At 66.3% G+C, this 25562-nt stretch carries 25 protein-coding genes; 22 read left to right on the plus strand and 3 right to left on the minus strand.

Annotation, left to right across the window (positions count from 1 at the left end):
* The first annotated feature begins 1 nt into the window (after position 1).
* The 19 genes from WEG36_16180 (at position 2) to WEG36_16270 (ending at position 19566) form a co-directional block, all read left to right on the plus strand.
* Entirely contained in the window at positions 2 to 601 is a 600-nt protein-coding gene (locus WEG36_16180; GenBank protein MEX1259135.1) for an aminodeoxychorismate/anthranilate synthase component II, read from the plus strand.
* Positions 602 to 736: 135 nt separating this feature from the next.
* On the plus strand, positions 737 to 1525 hold the full coding sequence (gene kdsB, locus WEG36_16185) for a 3-deoxy-manno-octulosonate cytidylyltransferase (GenBank protein ID MEX1259136.1): 789 nt from the start codon (positions 737 to 739) through the stop codon (positions 1523 to 1525).
* A complete protein-coding gene (locus WEG36_16190; GenBank protein ID MEX1259137.1) occupies positions 1522 to 3183 on the plus strand; it encodes a CTP synthase in 1662 nt (553 codons plus the stop codon). The genes kdsB and WEG36_16190 overlap by 4 nt, the downstream gene beginning before the upstream one ends.
* Positions 3184 to 3186: 3 nt before the next feature.
* Positions 3187 to 4011: a 3-deoxy-8-phosphooctulonate synthase gene (kdsA, locus tag WEG36_16195; protein MEX1259138.1), complete on the plus strand. Its 825-nt coding sequence runs from the start codon at positions 3187 to 3189 to the stop codon at positions 4009 to 4011.
* A 5-nt stretch (positions 4012 to 4016) separates the two neighbouring features.
* Positions 4017 to 4625, plus strand: coding sequence for an HAD hydrolase family protein (locus WEG36_16200; GenBank protein MEX1259139.1), 609 nt, complete (start codon positions 4017 to 4019; stop codon positions 4623 to 4625).
* Entirely contained in the window at positions 4618 to 5625 is a 1008-nt protein-coding gene (locus tag WEG36_16205; GenBank protein ID MEX1259140.1) for a KpsF/GutQ family sugar-phosphate isomerase, read from the plus strand. The genes WEG36_16200 and WEG36_16205 overlap by 8 nt, the downstream gene beginning before the upstream one ends.
* A complete protein-coding gene (gene lptC / locus WEG36_16210) occupies positions 5622 to 6155 on the plus strand; it encodes an LPS export ABC transporter periplasmic protein LptC (GenBank protein ID MEX1259141.1) in 534 nt (177 codons plus the stop codon). The genes WEG36_16205 and lptC overlap by 4 nt, the downstream gene beginning before the upstream one ends.
* Positions 6156 to 6158: 3 nt before the next feature.
* Complete coding sequence (locus tag WEG36_16215; GenBank protein ID MEX1259142.1) at positions 6159 to 7682, plus strand: hypothetical protein; 1524 nt, start codon at positions 6159 to 6161, stop codon at positions 7680 to 7682.
* A complete protein-coding gene (lptB, locus tag WEG36_16220; GenBank protein ID MEX1259143.1) occupies positions 7679 to 8524 on the plus strand; it encodes an LPS export ABC transporter ATP-binding protein in 846 nt (281 codons plus the stop codon). The genes WEG36_16215 and lptB overlap by 4 nt, the downstream gene beginning before the upstream one ends.
* Before the next feature lie 10 nt (positions 8525 to 8534).
* A complete protein-coding gene (rpoN, locus tag WEG36_16225; protein ID MEX1259144.1) occupies positions 8535 to 10049 on the plus strand; it encodes an RNA polymerase factor sigma-54 in 1515 nt (504 codons plus the stop codon).
* The gene (locus tag WEG36_16230) at positions 10042 to 11004 is read left to right on the plus strand and encodes a glycosyltransferase family 2 protein (GenBank protein ID MEX1259145.1); all 963 of its coding nucleotides are present in this window, start codon (positions 10042 to 10044) and stop codon (positions 11002 to 11004) included. The genes rpoN and WEG36_16230 overlap by 8 nt, the downstream gene beginning before the upstream one ends.
* Positions 11001 to 12155: a UDP-N-acetylglucosamine 2-epimerase (non-hydrolyzing) gene (gene wecB, locus WEG36_16235; protein ID MEX1259146.1), complete on the plus strand. Its 1155-nt coding sequence runs from the start codon at positions 11001 to 11003 to the stop codon at positions 12153 to 12155. Before WEG36_16230 ends, wecB begins: the two co-directional genes overlap by 4 nt.
* Positions 12152 to 13294, plus strand: a complete 1143-nt coding sequence (locus tag WEG36_16240; protein ID MEX1259147.1) for a glycosyltransferase family 4 protein — start codon at positions 12152 to 12154, stop codon at positions 13292 to 13294. The genes wecB and WEG36_16240 overlap by 4 nt, the downstream gene beginning before the upstream one ends.
* On the plus strand, positions 13294 to 15819 hold the full coding sequence (locus tag WEG36_16245; GenBank protein ID MEX1259148.1) for a hypothetical protein: 2526 nt from the start codon (positions 13294 to 13296) through the stop codon (positions 15817 to 15819). The genes WEG36_16240 and WEG36_16245 overlap by 1 nt, the downstream gene beginning before the upstream one ends.
* The gene (locus WEG36_16250; protein ID MEX1259149.1) at positions 15816 to 16778 is read left to right on the plus strand and encodes a hypothetical protein; all 963 of its coding nucleotides are present in this window, start codon (positions 15816 to 15818) and stop codon (positions 16776 to 16778) included. The genes WEG36_16245 and WEG36_16250 overlap by 4 nt, the downstream gene beginning before the upstream one ends.
* Positions 16762 to 17505: a polyprenol monophosphomannose synthase gene (locus WEG36_16255; protein MEX1259150.1), complete on the plus strand. Its 744-nt coding sequence runs from the start codon at positions 16762 to 16764 to the stop codon at positions 17503 to 17505. Before WEG36_16250 ends, WEG36_16255 begins: the two co-directional genes overlap by 17 nt.
* A gap of 78 nt (positions 17506 to 17583) precedes the next feature.
* Positions 17584 to 18135: a hypothetical protein gene (locus WEG36_16260; GenBank protein MEX1259151.1), complete on the plus strand. Its 552-nt coding sequence runs from the start codon at positions 17584 to 17586 to the stop codon at positions 18133 to 18135.
* A gap of 7 nt (positions 18136 to 18142) precedes the next feature.
* Positions 18143 to 18859 (plus strand): lysophospholipid acyltransferase family protein, encoded by a 717-nt coding sequence (locus WEG36_16265; protein MEX1259152.1) that lies wholly within the window; start codon positions 18143 to 18145, stop codon positions 18857 to 18859.
* Positions 18856 to 19566, plus strand: a complete 711-nt coding sequence (locus tag WEG36_16270) for a class I SAM-dependent methyltransferase (GenBank protein ID MEX1259153.1) — start codon at positions 18856 to 18858, stop codon at positions 19564 to 19566. The genes WEG36_16265 and WEG36_16270 overlap by 4 nt, the downstream gene beginning before the upstream one ends.
* 234 nt (positions 19567 to 19800) lie before the next feature.
* On the opposite strand, the gene WEG36_16275 is transcribed toward WEG36_16270, so the two are convergent.
* Positions 19801 to 20505, minus strand: coding sequence for a tetratricopeptide repeat protein (locus WEG36_16275; protein ID MEX1259154.1), 705 nt, complete (start codon positions 20503 to 20505; stop codon positions 19801 to 19803).
* 137 nt (positions 20506 to 20642) lie between these two features.
* On the opposite strand from WEG36_16275, the gene WEG36_16280 reads away from it, so the two are divergent.
* The 3 genes from WEG36_16280 (at position 20643) to WEG36_16290 (ending at position 22342) form a co-directional block, all read left to right on the plus strand.
* On the plus strand, positions 20643 to 21017 hold the full coding sequence (locus WEG36_16280) for a DUF423 domain-containing protein (protein ID MEX1259155.1): 375 nt from the start codon (positions 20643 to 20645) through the stop codon (positions 21015 to 21017).
* A gap of 181 nt (positions 21018 to 21198) precedes the next feature.
* The gene (locus tag WEG36_16285) at positions 21199 to 21648 is read left to right on the plus strand and encodes a c-type cytochrome (protein ID MEX1259156.1); all 450 of its coding nucleotides are present in this window, start codon (positions 21199 to 21201) and stop codon (positions 21646 to 21648) included.
* A gap of 193 nt (positions 21649 to 21841) precedes the next feature.
* Positions 21842 to 22342 (plus strand): hypothetical protein, encoded by a 501-nt coding sequence (locus tag WEG36_16290; GenBank protein MEX1259157.1) that lies wholly within the window; start codon positions 21842 to 21844, stop codon positions 22340 to 22342.
* 130 nt (positions 22343 to 22472) lie between these two features.
* Here the strand turns inward: WEG36_16290 and WEG36_16295 are convergent, their stop codons facing one another.
* Positions 22473 to 23579 carry an NAD(P)/FAD-dependent oxidoreductase gene (locus tag WEG36_16295; GenBank protein ID MEX1259158.1) on the minus strand — a complete coding sequence of 369 codons (1107 nt, stop codon included), beginning with the start codon at positions 23577 to 23579 and terminating at the stop codon, positions 22473 to 22475.
* Between the two features lie 115 nt (positions 23580 to 23694).
* Positions 23695 to 25230, minus strand: coding sequence for a LuxR C-terminal-related transcriptional regulator (locus WEG36_16300; protein ID MEX1259159.1), 1536 nt, complete (start codon positions 25228 to 25230; stop codon positions 23695 to 23697).
* Positions 25231 to 25562 lie beyond the last annotated feature (332 nt).

Genomic DNA, 25562 nt, shown 5'->3' on the forward strand with positions numbered 1-25562 from the left:
GATGCTGCTCGTCATAGACAACTACGATTCCTTCACCTTCAATCTCGTCCAATTCCTCGGCGAGCTCGGTGCGGATCCCCACGTCGTACGAAACGACGAGGTGACCGTCGCGGAGCTCCGCGCCATGGGTCCCTCGCGGCTGGTGATCTCCCCCGGGCCCTGCACCCCGGCGGAGGCGGGGGTCAGCGTCGAAGCGGTCCGGGCGCTCGGCCCCGAGATCCCCGTGCTGGGTGTCTGCCTCGGTCACCAGGCGATCGGGGAGGCCTACGGGGGAAGGACGATTCGGGCGAGCCGGGTCATGCATGGGAAAACCACCCGGATCCGGCACACCGGAGAAGGTCTCTTCCGGGGCCTCCCCCAGCCCATGGAGGTCACCCGGTACCACTCTCTCGTGACGGACCCCGGGGTCCTCCCCGCCGAGCTCGAGGCCGTCGCCTGGTCCCCCGTCGAAGAGGCCGACGCCGAGGCCGGTGGCTCCCGGGGAGAGGAGATTCAGGCCGTCCGGCACCGCAGTTTTCCGGTCTGGGGGGTGCAATTTCATCCCGAATCCCTCTTCTCAGAGGGCGGTATGGACCTCCTCCGCAATTTCCTCGAGATCTAGTCGGCCCCCACCGACCCCGACATCGCTGCCAACGGGCCCCGGGTTGCCCCCCTCGGAGCGTTTTTCTATCTTCGATGGCGTGAAACTTGCAATAACTCGCACACGCCCGTCCCCCGCTGACTCGGGAGCGCGACGGTGAACGAGCCCATCCTTGGTGTGATTCCCGCACGCCTGGACTCGAGTCGGCTCCCCCGAAAACCCCTCCATCCCGTCCTCGGCCGTCCACTCCTCGAGTGGGTCTGGCAGCGGGTTCAGCCGATGACGCTGTTCGACCACGTCGTCGTGGCCACGGATTCCGCGGAGGTCGTTGCGCTCTGCGAGTCCATCGGGGCTCCGGTGATCCTTACCGCCGCGGAGCATCCCTCGGGAACCGACCGGGTCGCCGAGGTCGCACGCCGTCCCGAGTTCCGTCATCTTCCGATCGTGGTGAACGTGCAGGGCGACGAACCGCTCGTGCGCGAGAGCCATCTCGTCCGGGCGGTCGAGTTGGTACGCGACCAGGGGTGGGAAGTGGGGACCTGCGCGGCTCCGCTCGTGAACGCCGGGGCGCGCAAGGACCCGTCGGTCGTGAAGGTGGCGCGCGCGACGAATGGGCGGGCTCTCTACTTCTCCCGCGCCGCGATTCCCCACAAGCGGGACGACAAGCCGACCCCGGAGGAGATGGCGGCCGCGCCTTTCCTCCGGCACATCGGTGTGTACGCGTATCGGCGAGATGCGCTGTTGCGGTGGGTGTCGCTTCCCCCCTCGCCGCTGGAGGAGCTCGAGCGGCTGGAACAGTTGAGGGCCTTGGAGGACGGAATGGCGATGGGGGTGGCCGTGGTGGACGAGGCGCGGCCGGGTGTGGATACGGCGGCGGATGTGCTGAAGATGGAAGAGCTTCTTTCTCGAATGGACGAACCTTTGATCGCGGCGAAGGGGACATGACCGGAGAACACCGACCCACGAAATACATCTTCGTCACGGGCGGGGTCGTATCGTCGCTCGGGAAGGGGATTTCATCCGCCGCCCTCGGCCGTCTCCTCAAGGAACGCGGCCTCCGTGTGACGATCCAGAAGTTCGACCCCTATATCAACGTGGATCCAGGGACGATGTCTCCCTTCCAGCACGGGGAAGTCTTCGTCACGGATGACGGCGCCGAGACCGACCTGGACCTCGGCCACTATGAGCGATTCATCGATGAGTCGCTTTCCCAGGCGAATAACATCACGACGGGACGGGTCTACCAGTCCGTCATCGAGAAGGAGCGCCGCGGGGACTACCTCGGCTCGACGGTTCAGGTCATCCCGCACATCACCGACGAGATCAAGGCTCGGGTGAGGAGTCTCTCCCGCGACAACGATGTGGTGATCACGGAGATCGGGGGGACCGTCGGCGACATCGAGAGCCTTCCCTTCCTCGAGGCGATCCGGCAGATCCGGCAGGAAGAGGGCCCGAAAAACGCCATGTTCCTGCACCTCACGCTCGTCCCCTACATCGCGGCGGCGGGGGAGCTCAAGACGAAGCCGACCCAGCACTCGGTCCGCGAGCTCATGCAGATCGGGATCCAGCCGCAGGTCCTCATCTGTCGCTCGGAGCATCCGCTCGACAACGAAATCCGCCGGAAGATCGCCCTCTTCACCAACGTGGAGCCGGAGGGGGTGATCGAGGCCCTCGACGTGGATTCGATTTATCAGGTCCCCCTCGAGTTCCGTCGCCAGGGGCTCGACGATTACGTTCTCGAGCTTCTGGATTTGGAGGCGCCGGAGCCGGACCTCGGAGCGTGGACGAGAATGGTGGGGCTCATGAGGAACCCGCCGGGGGGGACGGTCCGGATCGCGGTCGTCGGGAAATACACCGACCTCGTGGATTCCTACAAGTCGGTTCAGCAGGGACTCATTCACGGGGGCGTCGCGAACGAGGTGGGAGTCGAGATCGACTGGCTTTCCTCCGAGGAGTTCGAGAGCCGCGATCCCGAGACCCGTCTCGGGGCCCATCACGGAGTCCTGATCCCGGGCGGCTTCGGGCCCCGCGGGATCGAAGGGATGCTTCGGACGATACGGTGGGTCCGCGAGAATGGCCGGCCCTTCTTCGGGATCTGCTTGGGCCTCCAGTGCGCGGTGATCGAGTTTGCGCGGCACGTGGCCGGGATGCCGCAAGCGAATTCGCTCGAGTTCGACTCCGAAACTCCGGATCCGGTCATCTGTCTCATGGACTCCCAGCGGGAGGTCACGCACAAGGGAGGGACCATGCGACTCGGGGCGTATCCCGCTCTGCTCGAGAAGGGGACCAAGGCAGCCGAGGCGTACGGGACGCTCGAGATCTCGGAGCGCCATCGCCATCGCTACGAGGTGAATCCCACTTACCGCGACCGCCTCGAGCGGGAGGGGCTGAGGATCAGCGGGATCTCCCCCGACGGCAAGCTCGTGGAGATGATCGAACTCGCCGACCACCCGTGGTTCGTCGGATGCCAGTTCCATCCCGAGCTGAAAAGCCGGCCCACCCGGCCGCACCCCCTCTTCGCGGCCTTCGTGCGCGCGGCTGCGCTCGAGGCGGGAATCGAAGAACGGGGCGCGCGGAGCGCGGTCGTCGGGGCGGGGAACTGATTCGTGGCGATTTTCGAACGCTTCACGCTGATCGCGGGCCCCTGCGTCCTCGAGGACGACACGCTGAACCTGCGTGTGGCCGAGCGGCTCGAAGCGCTTTCGCGGAGCGCCGGAGTTCCCGTGGTATTCAAGGCGTCATTCGACAAGGCGAACCGGTCCCGGCTCGATTCCCTGCGGGGCCCCGGGCTGGAGACGGGCCTCCGCCTTCTGGAACGTGTTCGCTCGGAATCCGGGCTCCCGGTCCTGACGGATATCCACGAACCCCATCAGGCCGAGCTGGCGGCCGGGGTCGTGGACGCTCTCCAGATCCCTGCCTTCCTTTGCCGCCAGACGGACCTGGTTCTTGCCGCCGCGGGCACCGGTCTTCCGATGAACGTGAAGAAGGGGCAGTGGATGGCGCCCGAGGAGATGGTGGCGGTGGTGGAGAAGGCGCGTGCGGGAGGGGCGAAGCTCGTCACCGTGACCGAGCGCGGGACCTTCCTCGGGTACGGAGACCTGGTGGTGGATATGCGGTCCTTCGGGCGGATTCGAGAGAGCTGCCAGGTCCCCGTCGTCTTCGACGGGACCCACTCGGTTCAGCGCCCCGGGAGGGCCGCGGGCTCGAGCGGCGGGGACCCCGAGCACATTCCCGCCCTCGTGCGGGCCGCGGTGGCCGCGGGATGTGATCACCTCTTCCTGGAGACGCATCCCGATCCCGATTCCGCACCTTCGGATGGGGCGAATATGATCCCCCTGGACCGGCTGGAGCTTCTGGTCGGAGAAGTCGCCGCCGTCCGAGCCGCCCTGGCGGAACGGCGTGACCGGGTCAGCGGAGGCATCTCGTGGTGAGCCAGATGATCGGAGCCGGGCCGCCGGAAGCCTCCGCGCGGAGGGGACGTGGCCGGAAGCGCGGGATCCCTGAAGAAGTCGCGCGAGCCGTGCGGCTCGTCGTCCTCGATGTGGACGGGGTCCTGACGGATGCGGGGGTCTACGTCGGCGAGGGCGCGGATGGGGCGCCAGTCGAGTTCAAGCGATTCGACATTCAGGATGGTCTCGGCCTTCGCCTCCTCCGGGACGCGGGGCTCACCGTCGCCTTTGTCTCGGGGCGAGTCTCTCCGGCCACGACGCTTCGAGCGAAGGAACTCGGAATCGAGGAGCTGCATCAGGATCCGGGTGCGAAGAAACTTCCCCTCGTCCATGGCATCATGTCCCGCCTCGGCGCGGAGTGGCACGAGGTCGCGATCGTGGCGGATGACCTCCCGGACATTCCGGTCATGCGAAAAGCGGGGCTCCCCGTCGCCGTGCGAAACGCGGTCCCGGAGGTGCGGGAGGCCGCCCTGTGGACAACCCGCAGAATGGGAGGGCGAGGCGCCGTCCGGGATTTCGCGCGCGAGCTTCTCCTCGCCCGCGGCGACTGGGAGCGGGTCGTGAACGCGTACATCGAAGCGAGGAGCGATGGCTGAGGTAACGGAAGCTCGGGCCGTGGCATCTGCCGAGAGGACCGACGAAGGTCTCCTCGATGAGGCCCGGCGCGTCCTTCGCGCCGAAGCGCACGCGGTCGCGGAGCTCGCCGAGCGCCTGGACGCCCGGTTCGCCCGCGCGATCGAGATTCTGGCCGCGGCACGTGGCCGTGTCATCGTCACCGGGGTCGGAAAGAGCGGAATCGTGGCGCGAAAGGTCGCCGCCACACTGACCTCTACGGGCACCCCGGCAGCCTTTCTCCACCCCGTGGACGGCGTGCATGGAGATCTTGGAATCGTCTCCGCTGAAGACGTGGGGATCTTCATCTCGAAAAGCGGGGCGACCTCGGAGCTACACGGCCTCATGGAATACATGGTTCGGCATGGGATTCCCACGATTGCGCTGACGGGACGACTCGATTCGCCCCTCGCGCGCGCGGCGGAGGTGGCGCTCGACTGCGGCGTCACGGCGGAAGCGTGCCCGCTGGCGCTGGCGCCGACTTCATCCACGACCGCGGCGCTCGCTATGGGTGACGCTCTCGCGATGGTGCTCCTCAAGAGGAAGGGATTCCGGGTCGAAGACTTCGCCCGAATCCACCCGGGTGGGGCGCTTGGACGAGGGCTCACGATTCGTGTCGCCGACGTCATGGTCTCCAAGGACTATCCGCGAGTTCTCTCGAGCGCCCTCATGCGGGAATGCATCGTTCCGCTCGCGCGGCTCCGAGGAACGGTTCCCATCGTGGAAGAAGAGGGCCAACTGGTGGGGGTGGTCACCACCGGTGACCTGACCCGGCTGATGGAGCGGACCGAGGACTTCCTCGACCTACCGGTGCGCGAGGTGATGACGCGCGCCCCCAAGACGGCGAGCGCGGACGAGCTCGCGGGTGCGGCGGTCCATCGCATGGAGAGCCACGGGATCATGGCCCTCCCGGTGGTGGACGGATCGGGGCGACTGGAGGGGGTCGTCCATCTCCATGACCTTCTCCGAGCGGGGGCGGCATGAACGGACGGACCAAACTGGCCTGGACCCTCCTTCTCTTGGGAGGGCTCGTGGCGGCCTGCGACGAAGGCGCGTCCGTTGCCACGATCGTCGAGGGGTCGCGGTTTCTCGAGGCGGACGGGATCACGATCCGGGGGGAGCACGTCTTCCTGAACGCGGAAGGGATCCGGGAATCGCACCTCCTCTTCGATACCATGTATCACTGGCGCGACTCCGTGGACTACCACCTCGTGGGCGTCAATCTCATCGCGAACAACGAGGACGGTACGGAGCGGGTGCGCGTGACGTCGCGGTACGGGCGGATGGATCCACGGGGGGAACGCTTCGTCGCTCGCGGAAATGTCGTTCTCTTCGTTCCCGCCGAGGGGAGGCAGCTCGAGACGGAGGAGCTTTACTACGATCCGAATCTGGGACGGATCTGGAGCGACTCCGCGTTTGTGATGACGTTGCCGGGAAGGACTCCCATCCGAGGGAGTTCCTTCACGTCCGATCTGGAGTTCGGGAGTTTCCGTGCCGTAGGACCGGGGAACTGATCCATGCGAAAGATTCCGTGCTTCCGGCTCCATCTCAGGGCGCTTCTCGCGACACTTGGGCCTGCGGTGGTGGCGCTCCCTTTGGACGCACAGGAGCTGGCGACCAACTGCGATCCAATCGAGTGGCGCGTATGGGATTCCCAGCTTGTGGGTCCGGAGCGAGTTCACTGGATCGGGGGACCTGTCCTGATCTGTTCCGACGGGACGCGAATCCGAGCCGATAGCGCGGTAGTCTACGACAATCAAGCTCGGACACAGATGATCGGTCGCGTGCAGATCACGCATCCCGAGCGCACGCTCCGCGCCGCCTATGCCGACTACTTCGAGCGCGAAGGCCGGCTTTACGCGCGCGGGTCGGTCGAGTTCCGGGACCTCGTGCAGGGGAGCGAGCTCTACGGCGACACGCTGAACCTCCTGGAGGCCGGACGGAATCGAGTCGAGCAGGAAGTCCGCGCGGTCGGACGTCCGGCCATCGCGGTGCTCCCGCCGCGGGAGAGCGACGCTCCCGCGGACAGTGCGGAGGCGAGCTCTTACCGCGTCTCCGCGAGTCAGATTCGCATCGTCGGCGAGCGCTTCTTCTGGGGAGACGGAAACGCGGAGGTCGTGCGAGACTCGCTCTTCGCGAGCGCCGACTCCCTCGCCTTCGACCAGGAATCCGGTCAGCTTCGGCTCGACGGGGCGGCCCGGGTCGTGCGCGGCGAGCTCGAGATGGAAGCCCCGGAGATCAGTCTCGTCCTCCCGAATGACGAGCTTCGGTTCGTTGAACTCTTCGGCGGTGGCCGCATCCGGACTCCCGAGATGGAAGTCGTGGGGGACGAGATCCGGCTCGACGTGGACAACGAACAGATCCAACGTCTCGTGACGGTGCGCCGGGTTCGATCCGAGGCCGATGCGGATCGCCCGCGACCGCACGTTCTCGCCGAAGAGGTCTACGTCACGGCGGACTCGGTGGACGTTCTTTCGCCGGGCGAAGTGCTCCAGTCGCTCACCGCGACCGGCCGCGCTCGGCTCGAAACCCGCGGAAACGACACGGCCCAGGCCGACTCGGCCGCCGTGGATCCCGACGTTTCAGACCCGGGCCTGCCGGTGGAGGACTGGATGGAGGCGGAAGTCATCGTCGCGACCTTCATCGCGGACGATGCCGCGTCGGCCGTGGTCGCGCCCGTGCCCATGCCCGACACAACCGCGGCCGACCCGAGCGCCGGAGCCGCGCCTCCGCCCGACCCGGCGCCCGCAATCCCGGAGGCGGCGCCCGAAGGCGACGACCCCGGATACGTCCTCGACCGCCTCACCGCGACCGGAAACGCGAAAAGCTGGTACCGCTCTCCTCCCGAAGGTGTGGATCCCGAGAGCTCCAACCGCCGGTGGTGGGGCGTGGACTATATCCTCGCCGACGAAATCACGGTGCAACTCTCGGGAGGAGCGGTGGATTGGATCGAGGCGATCGGCTCGGTTCGGGGAATGAGGATCGAGCCGGAGGAGGTCTCAAGCCCGTCGGATCCCGCAGTCACGGAGGACAGGGAATGAACGGAGAAGGGGGTGCGGTCGCCGAACAAGCGGCACCGGCCAGGGAGCCTCGAAAGGTGAGCCGCTTTCGCGCCGAAGGACTGACAAAGGTCTATCAGCGCCGAAAGGTCGTGAGCCAGGCGAACGTCGAAGTGACCCAAGGAGAGATCGTCGGCCTGCTGGGGCCGAACGGGGCCGGAAAGACGACGACCTTTTACATGATGGTCGGGCTCATCCCGCCGAACTCGGGGCGCGTCTACCTGGACGACAAGGACGTCACCCGGGTGCCGATGTACAAACGGGCGCGCCTGGGGGTCGGTTATCTCGCGCAGGAGCCGTCCATCTTCCGGAAGCTCACGGTGGAAGACAACGTCCTTGCGATCCTCGAGACCCGAAAGCTGTCCCGGAAAGAGCGAGGCCAACGGCTGAACGAGCTGCTCGACGAGCTCTCGATCGCCCACCTGCGCAAGCACAAGGCCTTCACCCTTTCGGGAGGAGAACGTAGGCGCCTCGAAATCACGCGGGCCCTCGTGCGGGAGCCGAAGTTCATGCTCCTCGACGAACCCTTCGCGGGAATCGACCCAATCGCGGTCCAGGACATCCAACAGATCGTCGGCGACCTGAAGCTCAAAAACCTGGGCGTCATCATCACGGACCACAACGTGGAACAGACCCTCGAGATCGTGGACCGGGCCTACATCATGTACGAAGGGCAAATCCGAGTCTCCGGCACGGTCTCGGAGCTCGTGTGGAACGACGAGGTCGCCGATATCTACCTGGGCCCGAATCTCACGCAACGGATGCGGAAGCGCTTCCAGCGACCGGCGGTCCCGGCGTCCACCGCTCAGCTGCTGGAGTCGTGAGGGGCCGCGCGTGAGCAGTCTTTCCAACCGCCTTTACCAGAGCACCGATCTCCGCCAGGAGATGAAGATCAATCCTCGCCTGTATCAGGCGATGGAGCTCCTTCACATGCCGCTTCTGGACCTTCAGGCACACCTCAAGCAGGAAATCACCGAGAATCCCTTCCTCGAAATGGTGGAGGGGGACGTCGAGCAGGAAGTCTCACTCGAAGAGGTCGGCGAGGTCGAAACGGCGCCGGAGACGAAGGACGAGATCGACTGGGAGGAGATCCTTCTCGACGGCTTCGACGCCGGGGGACGGCGTGCCCAGCGGGAAGAACGCGAGTACAGGGAGCCCATTCAGGTCGAGACGAGAGACCTACGGGACTACCTCCTCGACCAGCTGCACCACCTCTCGATCCCGGACCGAGCGATGCGCCTCGGGGAGGAGATCATCGGGAATGTGGACGACGCGGGGCTTCTGACCTGTCCCCTCGAAGACGTCCTTTCCGGAGTGAACGACTGGCTCATAGACGTGCGCAAGGTGGCGGAAGACCGAGCGAAAGAGATCGAGGACGAGGAAATGCGCGCTGAAGAGGAGGGGGAGGTCGGCCACCTCTTCCAGGATTACACGATGGAGGAGGCGGAGGTGCTCCTCACGACGATCCACGGGATGGATCCGGCCGGCGTAGGTGCGCGCGACGTGAGGGAGTGCATCCTCCTCCAGCTCCGGAGACTGGATCAGGCGAATTCCACCGCCTTCCGGATCGTGCAAGACCACTTCGATGACCTCCTCAATCACCGGTGGAATGAGATCGCCCGGGTCCTCGGATTGAACGCGAAAGAGGTGCAGGACGCCGCCGACGAGGTGGCCCTCCTCGATCCGAAGCCCGGGCTCCGTCATTCGGGAGACGAAGAGAGCTACATCCTTCCCGACCTCATCGTGGAGAAGATCGATGGCGAGTACCGGGTCTTCCTGAACGACACGAGCCTCCCCCGACTGCGGCTTTCCCGCGCGTACCGCGAGGTCGCCCGGGATCGGAACCAGTTCAAGGGGGAAAACCGGGACTTCATCGCCGCGAAGCTGAATTCGGCGAGCTGGATGATCCAGGCGATCGAACAGCGGCGCCAGACGATGCTCAAGGTCATGGGCTTCATCGTGGACCGTCAGCGCGACTTCTTCGAGCGCGGGATCCAGTACCTGAAGCCCCTGACGCTTCGCGAAGTCGCGGACCACATAGACATGCACGAGTCCACGGTGTCGCGTGTCACCAACGAAAAATTCGTCCAGACTCCCCGGGGCGTCTTTCCCCTCAAGTTCTTCTTCTCCAGTGGCCTGTCCACGGCCTCTGGCGAAGACATCTCGGCTCGTGGAGTGAAGGACAAGATCCGGACGCTCGTTCAGCAGGAAAACACGCGGAAGCCGCTCACCGACCAGCGAATCGTGGAGCTCCTCGAGGCCGACGGAATTCGCATCGCGCGCCGCACGGTGGCCAAATACCGCGATCAGCTCGGGGTTCTTCCCGCCCGGATGCGGAAGCGTGTCTGAGTCCTCGGATACCCCGGGGGCGGACAGCCTCCCGGATCTCTACCGGAAGGACTTCGCAGTCGTGGTGCCAGCGCTCGACGAGGCGCCGGTGATTCCCGACCTAATCCGGGAGCTACGGGAGACCTTCGCGCGGCACCGTCTGGAAGGGGAGGTGATCCTCGTGGACGACGGCTCCACCGACGGGACGGCGGCGCTCGCAGAGAGAGAAGGGAAGGGGTGGGCTGCCCTCCGCGTTCTGAGGCACCGGGTCAATCTCGGAAAGACCGAGGCCATTCTCTCGGCTGCCCGGGCGACGGACCGGTCGGTTCTCGTGGTGTTCGACGCCGATCTCCAGCACTCGCCCGAAGAGATTCCCCGACTCCTCGCGGAGATCGCGCGCGGGTCGGATGTCGTGTGCGGCCGGAAGGTCGGGGCGTACGACAAGAAGGTGGTCTCGTCCATTTACAACCGCCTCTCCCGCCGGATCTTCCGCGTTCCCATTTCGGACCTGAACTCGATCAAGGCCTTCCGTAAGTCGGTCCTGGACGGGCTCCAGCTCCGGCACGACTGGCACCGATTTTTCGTCGTGCTGGCGCATGCGCGTGGCCATGGCGTCACCGAGATCGACGTTACGCTCCACCCGCGGCGGGCGGGGATCTCCAAATACACGGGAAGCTGGCGTGTCGTCGTGGGAATGGTGGACCTCCTTTCGGTCTGGTTCCTCCTCATCGTCTCGAAGAAGCCGCTCCTCCTCTTCGGGACGGTGGGCGCGCTCCTGATCGTGGTCGGATTCCTCGTCGGCATGGTCGCGCTCTACCTTCGCATCTTTCACCAAATGGGGTTCCGGCCCCTCCTCGACTTCGTCGTGCTCCTGGAGTCGGTCGGATTCACCCTGTGTGGGTTCGGTCTTCTCGCCGAGATGGTCGCTCAACTCCGCGAGGAGGTGGAGGATCTCCGGCGGAGTGCCCGGACGTGACGGGAGACCGCCGCCGCGTCCTCGTCGTCGTCGGGACTCGACCCGAGGCGATCAAAATGGCGCCCGTGATGCGCGCCCTGGAGGGACACTTCCCTCGCGTCGAGCCGCGCCTCCTTCTCACCGGGCAACACACCGACCTCGTGGACGATGTTCTTTCGACCTTCGAGTTGGTGCCCCACTGGGATCTCGGGATCATGAAGAAGGGACAGTCGCTCACCCGGGTCGCCCGAGACTGCCTGGCCGGAATGGAAAACGTTGTCTTCGAGTGGCACCCGGAGTTCGTTCTGGTGCAAGGTGATACGGCTTCCGCCTTCATGGCATCTCTTTCCTCGTATTTCCATGGTATCGCAACGGGGCACGTGGAGGCCGGTCTCCGCACGGGAGACCTTTGGCGCCCCTTCCCGGAGGAGGCGTTCCGCCGGATGGCGGATGTCCTCGCCGATCTTCATTTCGCGCCGACCGAGGGGGCGCGGGACAATCTCCTTCGCGAGGGAATCCGTCCAGGCCAGATCCACGTCACCGGGAATACGGTCGTGGACGCCCTCCTGGAGGTTGCGCAACGGGGGCTGCCTCCGGCCTCCAAAGTCCTGCAGCGCCTCCTCGCGCCGGGTGCGCCTCCCTTTTTCCTCCTCACCGCACACCGGCGAGAGTCCTTCGGTGCCCCAATCGAGCGGATCTTCGCGGCCATGCGATCGCTCGTGGAAGACGAGGGGACGGTGGAGATCGTGGTACCCGTGCATCCGAACCCTTCCGTGATCGAGCCGGCGGAGCGACTCCTCCGGGGGCATCCGCGCATCCACCTCATCGAACCCCTCTCTTATCCGGACCTCGTGGCCGCCCTCGCCGGCGCTCGCGGAGTTCTCACCGACTCCGGGGGAATCCAGGAGGAGGCTCCGACCTTTGGCACACCGATCCTCGTGCTCCGGGAGGTGAGTGAGCGACCCGAAGTGATCTCGGCCGGGCTCGCCCGCCTAGTGGGAACCGATCCGGCGCTGATCGTCGAGGGGAGCAAAGAGCTTCTGCGGCGGAGTCCCGAACACCGGGCGCGGGCTCGGCGGGCGAACCCCTTCGGGGATGGAAAGGCGGCGGAGCGAATCGCGGCGCTCGTGGAGGAGTTCCTACTTGCCCGTGGGGGGAGCTCGGCGGTGTGAGAGTTCTCCTGCACTGCGTGTATTATCCCCCGGAAGTCGGGGGGCTCGAAAGCCATGTGGCCACCCTTGCCGAGGGCCTCGTGGCCCGAGGTCACGAGGTCCGTGTCGTGACCTCGCGTTCCCTTTCCGGCTTGGCGGCCGAGGAAACGCGAAACGGGGTGCGGGTGAGGCGCACCTGGTTCCCATCCCGATCGCCGCTCGGCTGGGCGCTGCACGCCCTCGGGTCCGTGGGGCCCGCTACGCGCTGGGCGGATTGGGCGGACATCCTGCACGCCCAGGCGTTCGCCTCGGTCCTCCCCGCCGGCATCGCGGCACGGAGAACGGGGCGCCCCTGGCTCGCTTCATTCCACACCTCCCACTTTCTCGCCCGTGCCCGCCGCCCCCTCTGGAAACCCGTGCTCCGACGGCTCGTCCGGTGGCCCGACTACGCCCTGGCCGCCTCGATCGAGATCGCGGAAGTGGCCAGGACCCTATCCCCGGGGACCCTGGTCGAACCGCTGGCGAACGGTGTCGAGACCGATCGATTCCGCCCCGTCGTAGCGGCGCTTCCAACGAGGGACGGAGAGCGCTGGGTGATCGTGCCCCGGCGCCTCGTTCCCAAGAACGGGGTGGAGGACCTGATCCGGGCCGTTCCGCGGGTGCGGGAGCGGATTCCCGGTGCCCGCTTCCTCGTCGTGGGGGACGGACCGGAGCGGACCTCCCTTGAGGCGCTGGCGGGAGAGCTCGGTGTCTCAGGAGTCGTGACATTCCTGGGCGCCAAGCCGCACGACGAGATGCCGGGGCTCCTCGCGTCGGCGGAGATCGCCGTCTTTCCCTCGCGAATGGAGGCGACTTCGGTCGCCGCCCTGGAGGCGCTCGCCTGCGAAAGGCCGGTGGTCGCGACCCGGGTGGGGGGGCTCCCGGAGATCGTAGGAGAAGACGTGGGCACGCTCGTAACTCCGGGCGACCCGGAGGCGCTCGCGAACGGGGTGGTGAAGCTCCTCGAGGAGCGCGACCTTCCCGCGATGGGGCGGCGCGCCCGCGAACGGGTGATCGCCCGATGGAGTAACGCCCGCCTCGTAACACGTCATCTGGAGATTTACGAAGACCTCGTAGCGGGCCGGTCGGTCCGCCGGCCCTCCTCGAAGGCAGAGAGCTGATGGCGAAGAAGTCGGAAGGAAAGGGCCGGCGGCAACGCCGGGCCGAAACGGCGCCAGGGAGCCGGACCGCGGGCCGGGCACCCTCCGGCGGCCTGGATTCGGCGAACCTCGACCGGATCCCGCGGTGGTTGCCCTTCGCCCTCTTCGCGGCCCTCACCGTCTTCCTCTTCCGAGAGTTCATCTTCTCCGATCGGATGATGTACGGTGAGGACACGTTGACCCTCGGGTACATGGCCCGCGACTTCTTCGCGAACGCCCTGCGGACGACGGGCTTCCCCCTCTGGAATCCGGTGATCCTCGGCGGGACTCCCTTCCTCGACGCCCTCTCGGGCGGAGATTCGCTTTATCCTCCATCCCTCCTCCTCCTCCTCGTGATGGAGACGTACCGCGCGCTCGGATGGAAGCTCGTTCTGCACGTTTTTCTCGCCGGAAGCTTCATGTACCTCTGGCTCCGCGTACTCCGGGTCTCGCGGAGCGGCGCGCTGCTCGGAGGAGTTGCCTACCTCCTGGCTCCATACTTCGTGACGCTGATTTTTCCGGGCCATGACGGGAAGATCTTCGTCACGGCGCTGACCCCCCTCCTCTTCTGCGCCTGTGAGTGGAGTTGGGTTCGCCGCGATCTCGTTCCCCTTGCCGCGATCGGGGGGGTCGTCGCGCTCGTGCTCCTCACGACTCACTTCCAGATGGCGTATTTCCTCTTCGGGGCGACGGGCGCGTATATGGCCTTCCGGACAGTCCAGTTTTGGCGGTCGGATGGCGCGGGGGAGGGAAAACGCGCGCTCCGTCACTTCGGGTCCTTCCTCGGCTTCAGCGTCCTTGGCGCGGGTGCAGCGGGAATCCAGCTCATCCCCGCCGTGGATTACGTCGTGGAGTCCTCCCGGCGCACCGCCACGACGGTCGCTGCGGAGGGGGAAACCGGGATCGAATATTCCTCTTCCTGGTCGCTCCATCCCGAAGAGGCGCTTTCGCTCGTGGTTCCCGAGTTTGTTGGAAACACGCGGGCCGGCGCTGCTTGGTCCCTCAATACCTATTGGGGAAGGAACGCGTTCAAGCTGAACCACGAGTATCTCGGATTGGTCGCCCTCCTTCTCGCGGCGGTCGCCATGATCGGCCGAGGTGCGGGTGGGACTCGATGGTTCATGGCGGGGATGGGCGGCGTCGCGCTCCTCTTCGCGCTCGGCACGCACACTCCCATCTGGCGGCTCTTTTATGAAGTTCTCCCCGGCGTCTCGCTCTTCCGGGCGCCCTCCATTGCGATTTTCCTGACGGGATTCGCCACCGCAACCCTCGCGGCGATCGGCTTTGACCATGGGATCGGGCTCGTCGCGAGGGGGGAGGGAGGGCGCGTTCTCCGCGTCCTCGGAGTGGGAGCCGGGGCACTCGCGCTCGGCAGCGCACTCGCCGCTTCGGGCGCGCTGGAGAGCGTTTGGGATTTCGTCTTTTCCCCCGAGCTCAACGATGTCCAGATTCAAGCTCGCGCCCGCGCGGAGCCCTTCATCGTGCGAGGATTTTTCATCGCGACATTGCTCGCAACGCTGGTCCTCCTCACCTGGGTCGGAGTCACCCGGGGGCTCCTCAAGGGAACTTTCGCCGTCGCGCTCCTGGCGCTCCTCGTCACGGTGGATCAGCTCCGCGTGGACGAAGCCTTCGTGCAGACCCTCGACTTCGCGGCCTTCTCGAGCCCCGACCCGAACCTGGCTTTTTTGATGGATCGGGCCGATTTCGAGCCGCCCTTCCGCGTATTCTCAATGATTCAGGGGGGGCAGGATGTGTCGCCGGGGATGTACGGGCTCGACCTGGCGGCCGGACATCACCCGAACGACTTGGCGCGTTACCGCGAGCTGATCGGGATGGAGGGAAGCGGGATTCCAGAGAACCTCGCGTACTTCCACCCCAATGTGATGCGGATCTTGAACGTTCGGTACGTGATCTGGCCGGACGGCCAGATCGGTCCCATCGAGGACGTGGATCCACTCAACCAGCTCGTCCTCCCCGACGGAACCGTTTTCAGCTCGGTCTACCCTTACCCGGGCCTTCCACGGGCCCGTATCGTGGGAGACGCCGTCGTCGTGCCCGAGGCAGAGGGCGTGGCGGTCATTCTCGGAAATCACGAGCTCGAGTACGATCCCTTCCGCCAGGCCGTGCTGAACGAGGAACCCACCTTCGAGCTCGGAGGGCCGGAGGTTAGGGGGAACGCCCAGTGGGTGGAGCGGACGCCGAACCGGCTTCTCCTCGAGGTGGAGAGCTCCGGCCCCGGGCTGCTCGTCCTCTCCGAGAATTGGTTCCCCGCGTGGCGTGCCACGGTGGACGGTGAAGAGGTGCCGGTCCTGCGAGCCGACCACACGCTCCGGGGAGTGCCGATCCCGGGAGGTGCGCATCGCGTGGAGATGTGGTACGAGTCGTCCGTCCTCCGGGGGGCGCTCGGCGTGAGCCTGGTTTCGCTCTTTGCGCTCCTCGGAGTGGCGATCGCCGGTGTGGCCTGGCGGCGGCGGCCCGTGGCGGGCGAAGGAAAAGAGCCGGGATGAAGATCGCGATCCAAATCTTCCTCACGATCGCTCTCACCTGGCTGATCGTGAGTCAGGTCGGGGTCACCCTCGACGAGTTCGCCTCTCCGGGGCTCGCCGCGCCGGCGCTGAATCCCGCCTGGCTGGCTCTCGGGACCGTCCTCCTCCTCGCGGGCTACTTGGTGACCGCCCGGCTTTGGGGAAGGATGGTGGGCGAGCTCGGCGGAATCGATCCGGGAGGAGCTGCCTCTATTCGGATCGTCTTGACCGCCAACCTCGGGCGGTACCTTCCAGGGAAATTCTGGCAGATGGCGGGACTCGCTCTCCTGGCAAAGCGGTACGGCGGTTCGGCGACCCTCGGGGCAACGGCCGGGGTCCTGAGCCACATCTTCGCCTTGGCGGCAACCGGCTTGGTCGCTCTCCCGCTCCTCGCGGGGCCGTCCGCGCCCCTCGGGAGGGCAAGGATCCCGGTCCTCATGCTCCTCGCGCTCCTCGCGTTCGCGGTGGCCGTGCCTCGGGTGCTCCATCGCGTCTTCACGGCGGCGCTCCGAGTCGCACGACTTCCCGCGGCCGAGGTCGTTGGGATGGACGGCTGGTTCGGGGCTCGTTGGCTGGCAATGCACCTCGTGGTTTGGATCATTTACTCCCTCGCCTTCATTTCTTTCGTGCGGGGGCTCGGCTTCGAGGCGGGCTTCGCGGGGTTCGCGGCCCCCTTCGCAGCGGCCTACCTTCTGGGTTATCTCGCAATCTTCGCGCCTGCCGGGATCGGGGTACGAGATGGTTTTCTCATCGCCTTCCTCCGGCCGGAGGTCGGTGGCGCGGCGGTTGGAATCGCGCTTTTCGCTCGCGTTTGGATGACCCTGGCCGAACTTCTTCCTGCCGGATTCGTCGCCATGTGGGAGCTATTTCGCGGGGGCGGTGTCCCGACCGGGAGCGGGGAGACGAGGAGGGAGGTGAGGGACGGTGAGCCGCGCACCTGACGAACCGACGCTGGTCGTCATCCCCACCTTCAACGAGCGCGAGAACCTTCCGCGCATCGTTCCGATGGTTCTTCAGGAGATGGAGGCGATCCACATCCTCGTCGTGGACGATGCCTCACCGGACGGGACGGGAGAAGTCGCCGACGACCTGGCCGCCCACTTTCCCGGACGAATTCACGTTCTCCACAGGGAAGGGAAGGGTGGGCTCGGGCCGGCGTACCTGGCTGGCTTTCGCTGGGGACTCGATCGGCAGTACGCCCGAATCTGCGAGATGGACGCCGACCTCTCCCATCCGCCCGCCATGCTTCCGAAATTGGTCGCGGCCCTCGCGGCCCCGAACGTGGACTTCGTCGTGGGATCTCGATACATGGGCGGGAGGGTGACAGTGGTCAACTGGCCGATCGGGCGCCTCCTCGTGTCTTACTTCGGAAACGTCTACGCACGGATCGCGACGGGGCTTCCAGTGTCGGATGCGACAGGAGGATTTAACATATTCTCCCGCAATGTGTTGGAAACGATAGATATGGAGAGGATTCAATCCACGGGGTACACGTTTCAGATCGAGCTCAAGCTGCGTTCCTGGAAAAAAGGTTTCCGGTTCGTCGAGATTCCGATCATCTTCACGGAACGAGACCACGGGGAATCCAAGATGTCGAAGAGGATCGTCTTCGAGGCTGTGTGGAAGGTCTGGAAACTTCGCCTCCTCGATATCTTCGGCCGACTCTGACCGGGACTGGCATTGTCGCTTCGCGATCTTATTTACCTCTGTCCCTTCTGTGGCGGGGATCCCGTCGAGGAGAAGGGGATGCGGCTCCGGTGCCCGAAGTGCGAGCGCACCTTCGAGGAGGTTGTGCGGAGCGCGAAAATTCGGGTGGAGTTCCCGTCGGGGGAAGGAGAGGACATCGCCCCTGGGGCCCTCGCGCGGAGGGTCGAGGAAGCGGGGAGCGGGACACGGCGCGCGACCACCCGAAGCGGGGAGCTTGCGTTCGAGTCCCGAGCCTCCGCGCGAATCGCGAAGGTGGAAGAACCGGTCTTTCACGGAAAGGAGGTCGTGGGCTTCATCGAGCGCCGGGGATCCCCGCGCGCAGGGACGCTCCTTCTGGCGGGCGACCGCGTGCGATTCGAGATGGACGAAGGGGGTGTGATGGAGTGGCCCCTTCTGGACATCCGGGCTCTGCAAGGCTCCTCGTCGTCCCTGCAAATCTCCCCCCTGGAGGGCGGCGTCGTCACCTTTCGCTTCGAGGAGGAATCTTCGCGGCGATGGGAAGAGCTCTTGAAGGCGGGCCTTCGAAGGATGTGGTCGGAGGCGGGAAGGGGAGAGATCGCGGAGTTCCAGCCTCGAATCCGGGTGCGTTGATTTCCCCATGAGCATTTCTTACCGCTTCATACGATTCCTCGCTCGGATCGGGATTCTCCGCTGGATTCGCATCGAAGCGGAGGGGCTGGATCACGTTCCCCGGACCGGCCCCTGCATCCTGGTGCCGAATCACCAGAGCCTTCTGGACCCCTTTCTCGTCCAAGGTGTCTGCCCGCGGGAGGTCGCGACGATGACCAAGAGTACCCAGTTCGCGAGCCCGGTCATTCGCTGGATCCTGGGGCAGGTGAGCGCCTTCCCGGTCCGCCGGTATCGAGTGGATCCCCAGACCGTCCGGGTCCTTCTGCGCCGACTATCCGAAGGAAAGGTCGTCTGTGTGTATCCGGAGGGAGAGCGGAGCTGGGACGGCCGACTCCAATCCTTCAGACGAGGAACGGTCCGCGTCCTCCTTCGTGCCGGGGTGCCGGTGATTCCGGTCGGGATCGAGGGGATGTACGAGGTTTGGCCGCGTTGGCGAGCGCGCCCGAGGGCCGGGCGTACCGTGTTTCTCCGTTTCGGGCCACCGATCCAATTCGGGGCCCAGCGCGGCCGCGCGGAACGGGAGGCGATGCTTCCGGAGGCGGAGCGTTTACTGAGGGAAGCTATCCTCACTCTCTCGGGCGAGGCAGGGCGCCGCGGCGCGCACCTTTCTGCGGAGGAGGGAGCCAGGATCGTCCGCGAGGGAGTCTCCGGGTCCGCCGGAAGCCGGGGAGACGCCGAGTTGTGAGCTCGCCGGACCGCGGCGGGACGCCGGGGCGGGAGTTCTACGAGGAGAGCGGTTACTTCGAAGGCGGGGGAAGCCACCTCCTCGATCCCCGGAGTCCCTTTCACAGGTATCGGATTCGCCACGTCCTCTCGCTCTGCGGATCCCTCCGGGGACTCCGAGTCGTGGACCTGGGCTCGGGCTGGGGCACACTATCCTTCGCGCTCGCCCGACAGGCGGCGGAGGTCGTGGGGGTGGACTTTGCGGAAGCGGCCGTCGGTCTCGGAGAGCGCCGACTCGAAGCCGAGCCCACGCCGGGTCTCCGCTTCCTCCGCGCCGATGCGGGAGACACGGAACTTCCCGCAGGCGCTTGGGACCTCGTGGTCGCGGCCGACCTCATCGAGCACCTGGATGCGCGAGACACTCTTCGCGTGTACCGCGAAGCGAAGCGACTCCTCCGGCCGGGGGGACGCCTCGTGATCTGGACTCCGAACCCCAGCCACTTTCTCGAGGCCTTTCGTCGGTGGGGGCTCCTCCGGGCCGACGCGAGCCATGTGGACTACAAGACCCTCCGACGTGTCACGCGGGAGCTCGAGGGGGAGGGATTCCGGATCATCGTGGCGCGTTACGTCGAGTCGCACCTTCCGGGGCTCCGTCACATCGAGCGCCGGACGCTCGGCTTCCTCCCGTTCATGCGACGCCGGGTGGCGGTGGCCGCCCAGCGCGATTGAGCAACAACGGACGTTCGCGCCGACTCAGGCCTCCGCGCCGACCGCGGGCGGGGGGCGGCGACTCGTCCAAAAGGGGATCTGCCTCGGTCTGTACTTTACATAATATATATTATACGACGTAGCTCAGAACGGACTTTCGGGCCGGAGGTTGGCTTGTTTGTGCAGATCTGGGGTGGGTTCGGACTCCGACGGGGCGCGCCTGGAGCTCCCAGCGGCGAAGGCCACAGACAGGCCTCAGAGCGCCTGCGCTTCCAACTCCGCGCGCCGCATCTCATACCGCGCCCTGTCGGGATCGTCCGGCTCCAGGAGCGCGAGGAGAGACTCATAGGCTGCGATCGCGGCGGCGCGGTCCCCTCTCGCGATGTGCGCGCGCGCGAGGCCTTCGGCCGCTTCCTCTTCCTGGAAGCTGAACCGGGCCTGGGCCATGAGCGCTTCGTATAACGCGGCGGCGTCCGTCCAGCGCCCGGCTTCCTCGAATGCCGCCGCGAGCAAGAAGGTTGCCTGCACCTCCAGGGGTGAACCGTATTCTGGAACGATCTCCTGAAGAACGGCGATCGCGCTGTCCGGCTGGCTCTCGTGGAGATGGAGCTCCGCGAGCATGAGGTAGCTTTCCAGCGCCTGAGGTGTCCCTTCGAACCTGCCGATGTACGCGCGGAGCTCGTTCCGGGCGTCCTGCGCCGGAAGGAAACTCGCCGCGGCTCGAACCTGCTCGAGCTCGGCGGCTGCCCGTGTCAGTCGGTCGGAGCGCTGATTGACCAAGTAGATCAGCCCGAAGGCCACGACCACGAGGACCACCGCACCCGCAATCAGGAGCTGAGTATTCTGGCGAGCCCGCACCGTCCACTCGAGGACAGTCGCCGCGAACGCGTCTTCCCCGGGGACGGCGGCGCTGCTCCGTGGGGGCTGGTTTTTCGAGGTGGAAGGTCTCTTCCGGGCCATCGGTCCTGCCGGATGGAATCGTTTGTGGAGAGGTTGCGCCTCTCCCGGGTTGGAGATAGACCTGTGAAGGTATGTTTCCCCCGTTGAGGGGTCAACGGAGCGAAGTGCGCCATTCAGGGGAGCAACGGAGAGGTATGATGGAGCGATTCTTTGCCCTGGCCGGGAGCGTCTTCGGATTCCTTGCGGTCGCCTTCGGGGCTTTCGGTGCCCACGGCCTGCGGGACCGACTTTCCCCCGCGGATCTGGATACCTTCGAGATTGCCGTGCGCTACCAGATGTACCACGCACTCGCCCTGCTCTTGGTGGCGCTTCTGGTAGGTCGGTCCGGCGATTCGGGGCCGATGGTCTGGGCCGGGTGGTCCTTCATCGCGGGGATCCTCGTTTTCTCCGGCTCCCTTTACCTCCTCGTTTTGACGGGTGTCCGAGGGCTCGGGGCCGTTACGCCATTCGGGGGCGTGGCCCTCCTGGCCGGTTGGGTCTTCCTGGCGACTCACTTTCTCCGCGCGCCATAGGGTGTCATCAGGGAGGGGCCGAATGGGGTGCTCCGGGCGGGACCGTCGGCCCTTCTCCTGGCGCACAGCCCCGATTAACTTTCTCTGTTCACAAGCCAAAAATGCCCGGACAGTGCTGACGATCCGGCCACCAGAGCCCGAGTTCCGGCGGCCCATTCACATAACACGTAAAGAGGACACGATGTCCCAGCTTCGCCCCCTATCGATGATCTGCGCGTTCGCCTTGGCCCTCATTCTGGCCGCCTGCGGCGGCGGGGATGCGCCGCCCAGCACCGAAGGTGCCGCTACTTCCGAGCCCGCCGAAGGTGGCGCCGGGGCCGCGGCACTTCCCGCCGGCGTGACGCCTGCAATGGTGAGCGCCGGCGCGGCGCTCTTCCCCACCCAGATCTGCTCCTCCTGCCACGGTCCGGACGGGAGTGGGCTTGAGGGGCTCGGGCCGAACCTTCGGGACGGCACTTGGTTGAACAGCGATGGATCCTTCGAGGCGATCGCCCAGACGATCATCAACGGGGTCGCCCAGCCGACGTCGGTTCCTGTGCCGATGCCGGCGAAGGGCGGAAATGCCGCGCTCACGGACCAGCAGGTCCGGGAGATGGCCGCCTGGGTCTACTCCGTCTCGCACGCGATGTAAGAAACGCGCCCGAGCGGCGCGTTCGAGTTGCCAAGCCGCCCCCGCTTCCCGGTCGGAAGCGGGGGCGGCGTCTTTGAGGGGTCGCCGTGGCGCCGAGTCAGGAGAGGCACGACAATGGGGGGTCGTTCACGTCGCGTGCCCGCGCCAATCGCGTTTGGAGAGTCCCCATTTCTTCTTCGCAAGTGCCGATCCCGTGCATCTGAAGCTGGCGCGGCTCTGGGCCCTGGCCGGGGTCGCCCTCCTCTTTTCGTTCGCGATCTATCGCCTCGGGGGCCGGGGGATCGAGACCGTAGCGCGGGGCCTCACGCTGGGGGAATGGACAGTTCTCATCGCGGTGGTGTTGATCTTCCTGTACACCGAGGGGGTTCGCGCCCTTCAACGGAAGTGGGTTCCCCAACTCATCGAGCGGGCGCGCCACCTGGCGCGGGAGCGGAGTCCGATCCACCACCTGCTCGCCCCCCTCTACGGCATGGCGCTGATCGGAGCCACGCGTGCGGCTGTCATGCGCGCTTGGGCCATGGTGGCCGCCATCGCCCTGGCCGTCTTCCTCGTACGCCGCATGCCGGAGCCATGGCGCGGAATCGTAGACCTGAGCGTCGCCGCAGCGCTGGCCTGGGGGCTCCTCTTCATCCTGGGCGGGATGATCGCCACCCTGCGTGATCCGGGTGCGACGATGGGCGGAGGGGACGGCTAACCCCTCTCGATGGCTCAATGTCCCCGGCGCGACTCGAACGCGCGACCTGCTGCTTAGGAGGCGCCCTCCCCCGCCCTTCTCGTCCTAAGTAAGGTCCGGATTCGTGGGGGGGCCGGACCTAAAAAGGGCCTCACGCTGCCTGGATTTCCAGAAGTTCGGCCCGCCGCGCCTCGACGGCCCGCACGATCCGTTCGGCGTCCCTACCCACCCCGTGAATCATCTCGGACGATACCGAGTGGAGGAACAGGAGACCGGCGAAATAAAGGCCGGCCCGGCCGGGAACGATGCCGCTCTCGTGCACCGGGTGCTCGCCGTCGAGCACGTGTAGATTGATCCATTCAGGGAATCCGGGACCGAAGCCCGTGCACCAGATAACGTTTCTCACATCGAGCGTGCGTCCGTCCTCGAGTTGAGGAAGACCGTCGTGGGCGCCCTGGGTTCGCGGCACGCGCGTGACCCCCGCGGCGGCCAACTCCTTCGGTCGCGTGCGGACGAGCGGCCCGCCCTTGGACACGAACGCCGGCCGAGCCTTTCGCCCGATGGGGTTACTCACGGACAGCACCCGGTGGAAGAGGACGCGCAGCACGAGTCGAACGAGGAGGAGCCGGCCTACCCGTCCCTCGATACGGAAGGGGATGTGACCAACTTTCCGCCCCGAGATCCACACCCGGTGCTCCTTGGACACATCCAGGGCGATCTCGGCGCCTGAGTTCCCAGCGCCCACGATGAGTACGTCGCCGCTTTGGAGCTGCGCGGGTTTCCGGTAATCGATGGAGTGGAGTTGCGTGATGCCGGGGTCGAGGGCTTGAGCGAAGGCCGGCACCCTCGGCTTCTGGAAGTCCGACATGGCGACCACCACCTGATCGGCTTCCAGACGCCGGCCCTCGGCCTGGACGATGAAGCGGCCTCCTGCGTGGGACAACCGGCTCACCCGGGTACCGCTGCGAACGGGTAGGTCGAAACGCGCGGCATAGGCCTCGAGATAGTCGGCCATCTCGTCCTTCGAGGGGAAGTGGTGCCGGTCGCCCGGGAAGGGCATCCCATCCAGCCCACTGAAGCGGGCGGGCGTGAACAGGCGCAGTGAGTCCCAGCGCGTGCGCCACGCGTGGCCGATGCGGTCGTTCGCGTCCAGGATCAGGAAAGGAAGCCCACGTCGCTTGAGGTGATAGCCCACGGAAAGGCCCGCCTGTCCACCGCCGATCACGATCGTCTCGACGTGCTCCGCACCCGTCAACATGGGTCGCCTTCGTTGCGAGGGGCCAACTTCGATCATTCCCCACGAACGTAGGGTTCCGGCCGACCTCGGGAATCGGGCGAACTGCCCAAATTCCGTGCGCAACGACTGGGTAATTCTATGCAGGCGGGTGGATCAGGTCGTGCTCGTAAGCGTAGGCAGTGGCCGCGGCACGCGTCGAGAGGCTCAGCTTGGAAAAGATGTTACTTACGTGGCGCGCGACCGTCTTCTCGCTGATGAAGAGCTCGCCCGCGATGGAACGGTTGGTCTTGCCGGTCGCGACCAGCGCCAGGACCTCCAGCTCACGGGGTGTCAGCCCGTGAGCGCGACCTTGTTCGCCGCCGTCGTCCAGTCGGGATAGGTCGGCTCGAGCGCCGAGGCTCGTGTAGAGCGTGCGGGCAGCGTCGAGCTCGAGCGACGCCGCGTCCTGATCGTTCAGCGCGCCACAAGCCAACCCAAGGAGTTCCATCGCCCTCGCGGCATGGTAGGGCGCCTCCAGGGCCCGCCATCCCTGACAGGCCGCTCGCAGGGCGACACATGCGGCCGCGGCATCGCCGCCGGCGAACTTGACGGCGCCGCGAGCGTGGGCGGCGGCGGCCTCCAGGTAGTCGGTCCCGACGGATCGCGCCAGCGTTTCCAGCTCTTCCGAGGCGCGCGCCGCTTCGTCCGTATCGCCGACGGCCAACAGAATCTCAACGTGCGCTGGCAGCAACCGAGCGCGCGCCAGTGGGTCGGTCTTCTCGGCGAGAGCGCGGCGCGTGGCGGCGGCGGCACCCTGCTGGTCGCCCTGGGCCAGGCGCAGCAGCGCGAGGCCCGGCTGGGGCTCGCGTCCCAGCCGGCTCGCGCCCCGATAGGCCTCCTCGGCGGCTGCGAGCTCGCCCATCAGACGATGCGCCTCCCCCTCCTGGTAGAGGGACGCTGCGGTCACGCCGGGCAGGATGCCGTGAACGGCACCGTCGCGCGCGTGCCGTGCCTCGTCTATCGAGTCCCGCCAGGCTCCGTGCAGCTGCATGACCTCCGCACGGTGGACCCGGCACTGGTCCGTATACGCCACGAGGTCAGGCTGACGCTCACACCAGCTCCGCAGCGCCTCGGTCCACTGGTGCGCCCGACCGAGCGCGCAGACGTCTCCGCAAGCGGAAATCACGCTGCAATAGATGAGGCCTGTAACCATGGGAGAGAGCTCGTCGGAGACGACGGCGACCATGGCCTCGTCCAGGAGCCGGAGTCCCTCCGGGACGCGGAGCTGGCGCAGCAGCGCACGGCCCTGGAGGTGGAGGGCCAGCGCGAGCAGATCGCGGTCGCCGAACCGACTCGCACGTTGAACGGCCTCGCCACCGGAGTCGTGTGCGGCGTCGGGGTTTCGCTCGGAGAAGTGCCGGTATCCCGCCGCAAGCAGTAAGTACCCGCGCTCCACGGACTCCCCTCCCTGCTCCTCGACGAGCCGACCTGCGCGGCCGAGCCAGCCCGAAGCAGGCCCCGTCTCGCCGCGCTCGGCCAGGTGCATCCCGATCCAGAACGCTGCCCGGGCCGCGGCCAGGGGCTTCCCATTCGCGAGATACGAGTGATGCGCGCGCTCAAGTGCGGTCCGGAAGCCCTCTTCGCGGCCGACTAGGTACGCGCACATAGCCAGTCGGTCCAGGTCTTCGCCCATCAGCGGACGAACGCATTCGGCGGCTGAGAATGCCTCGTACGCTTCGCGCCACGCCCGTCGTCGGTAGGAGGCGCGCCCGCGGTCGACGTCTAGGGAAGGACTCATCCTGGGGCGAGGGGGTGCGAGGGCATCTCTGAAGGGATGGTGCCTTCGGAAGCGTGCACCTGAATCAAGCTGGCCCCGGCTGCACCGGCAAGCGTTCAAATGCCCGATGGCATCCGCGTTCCAGGTTGATCGTGGACCACGATATTGAGCCAAAGCTGTGTCTTCTTGAATGTCCCCGGCGCGACTCGAACGCGCGACCTGCTGCTTAGGAGGCAGCCGCTCTATCC

This window comes from Gemmatimonadota bacterium, from assembly GCA_040882465.1.
GTDB lineage: Bacteria > Gemmatimonadota > Gemmatimonadetes > Longimicrobiales > Gaopeijiaceae > JBBEBG01.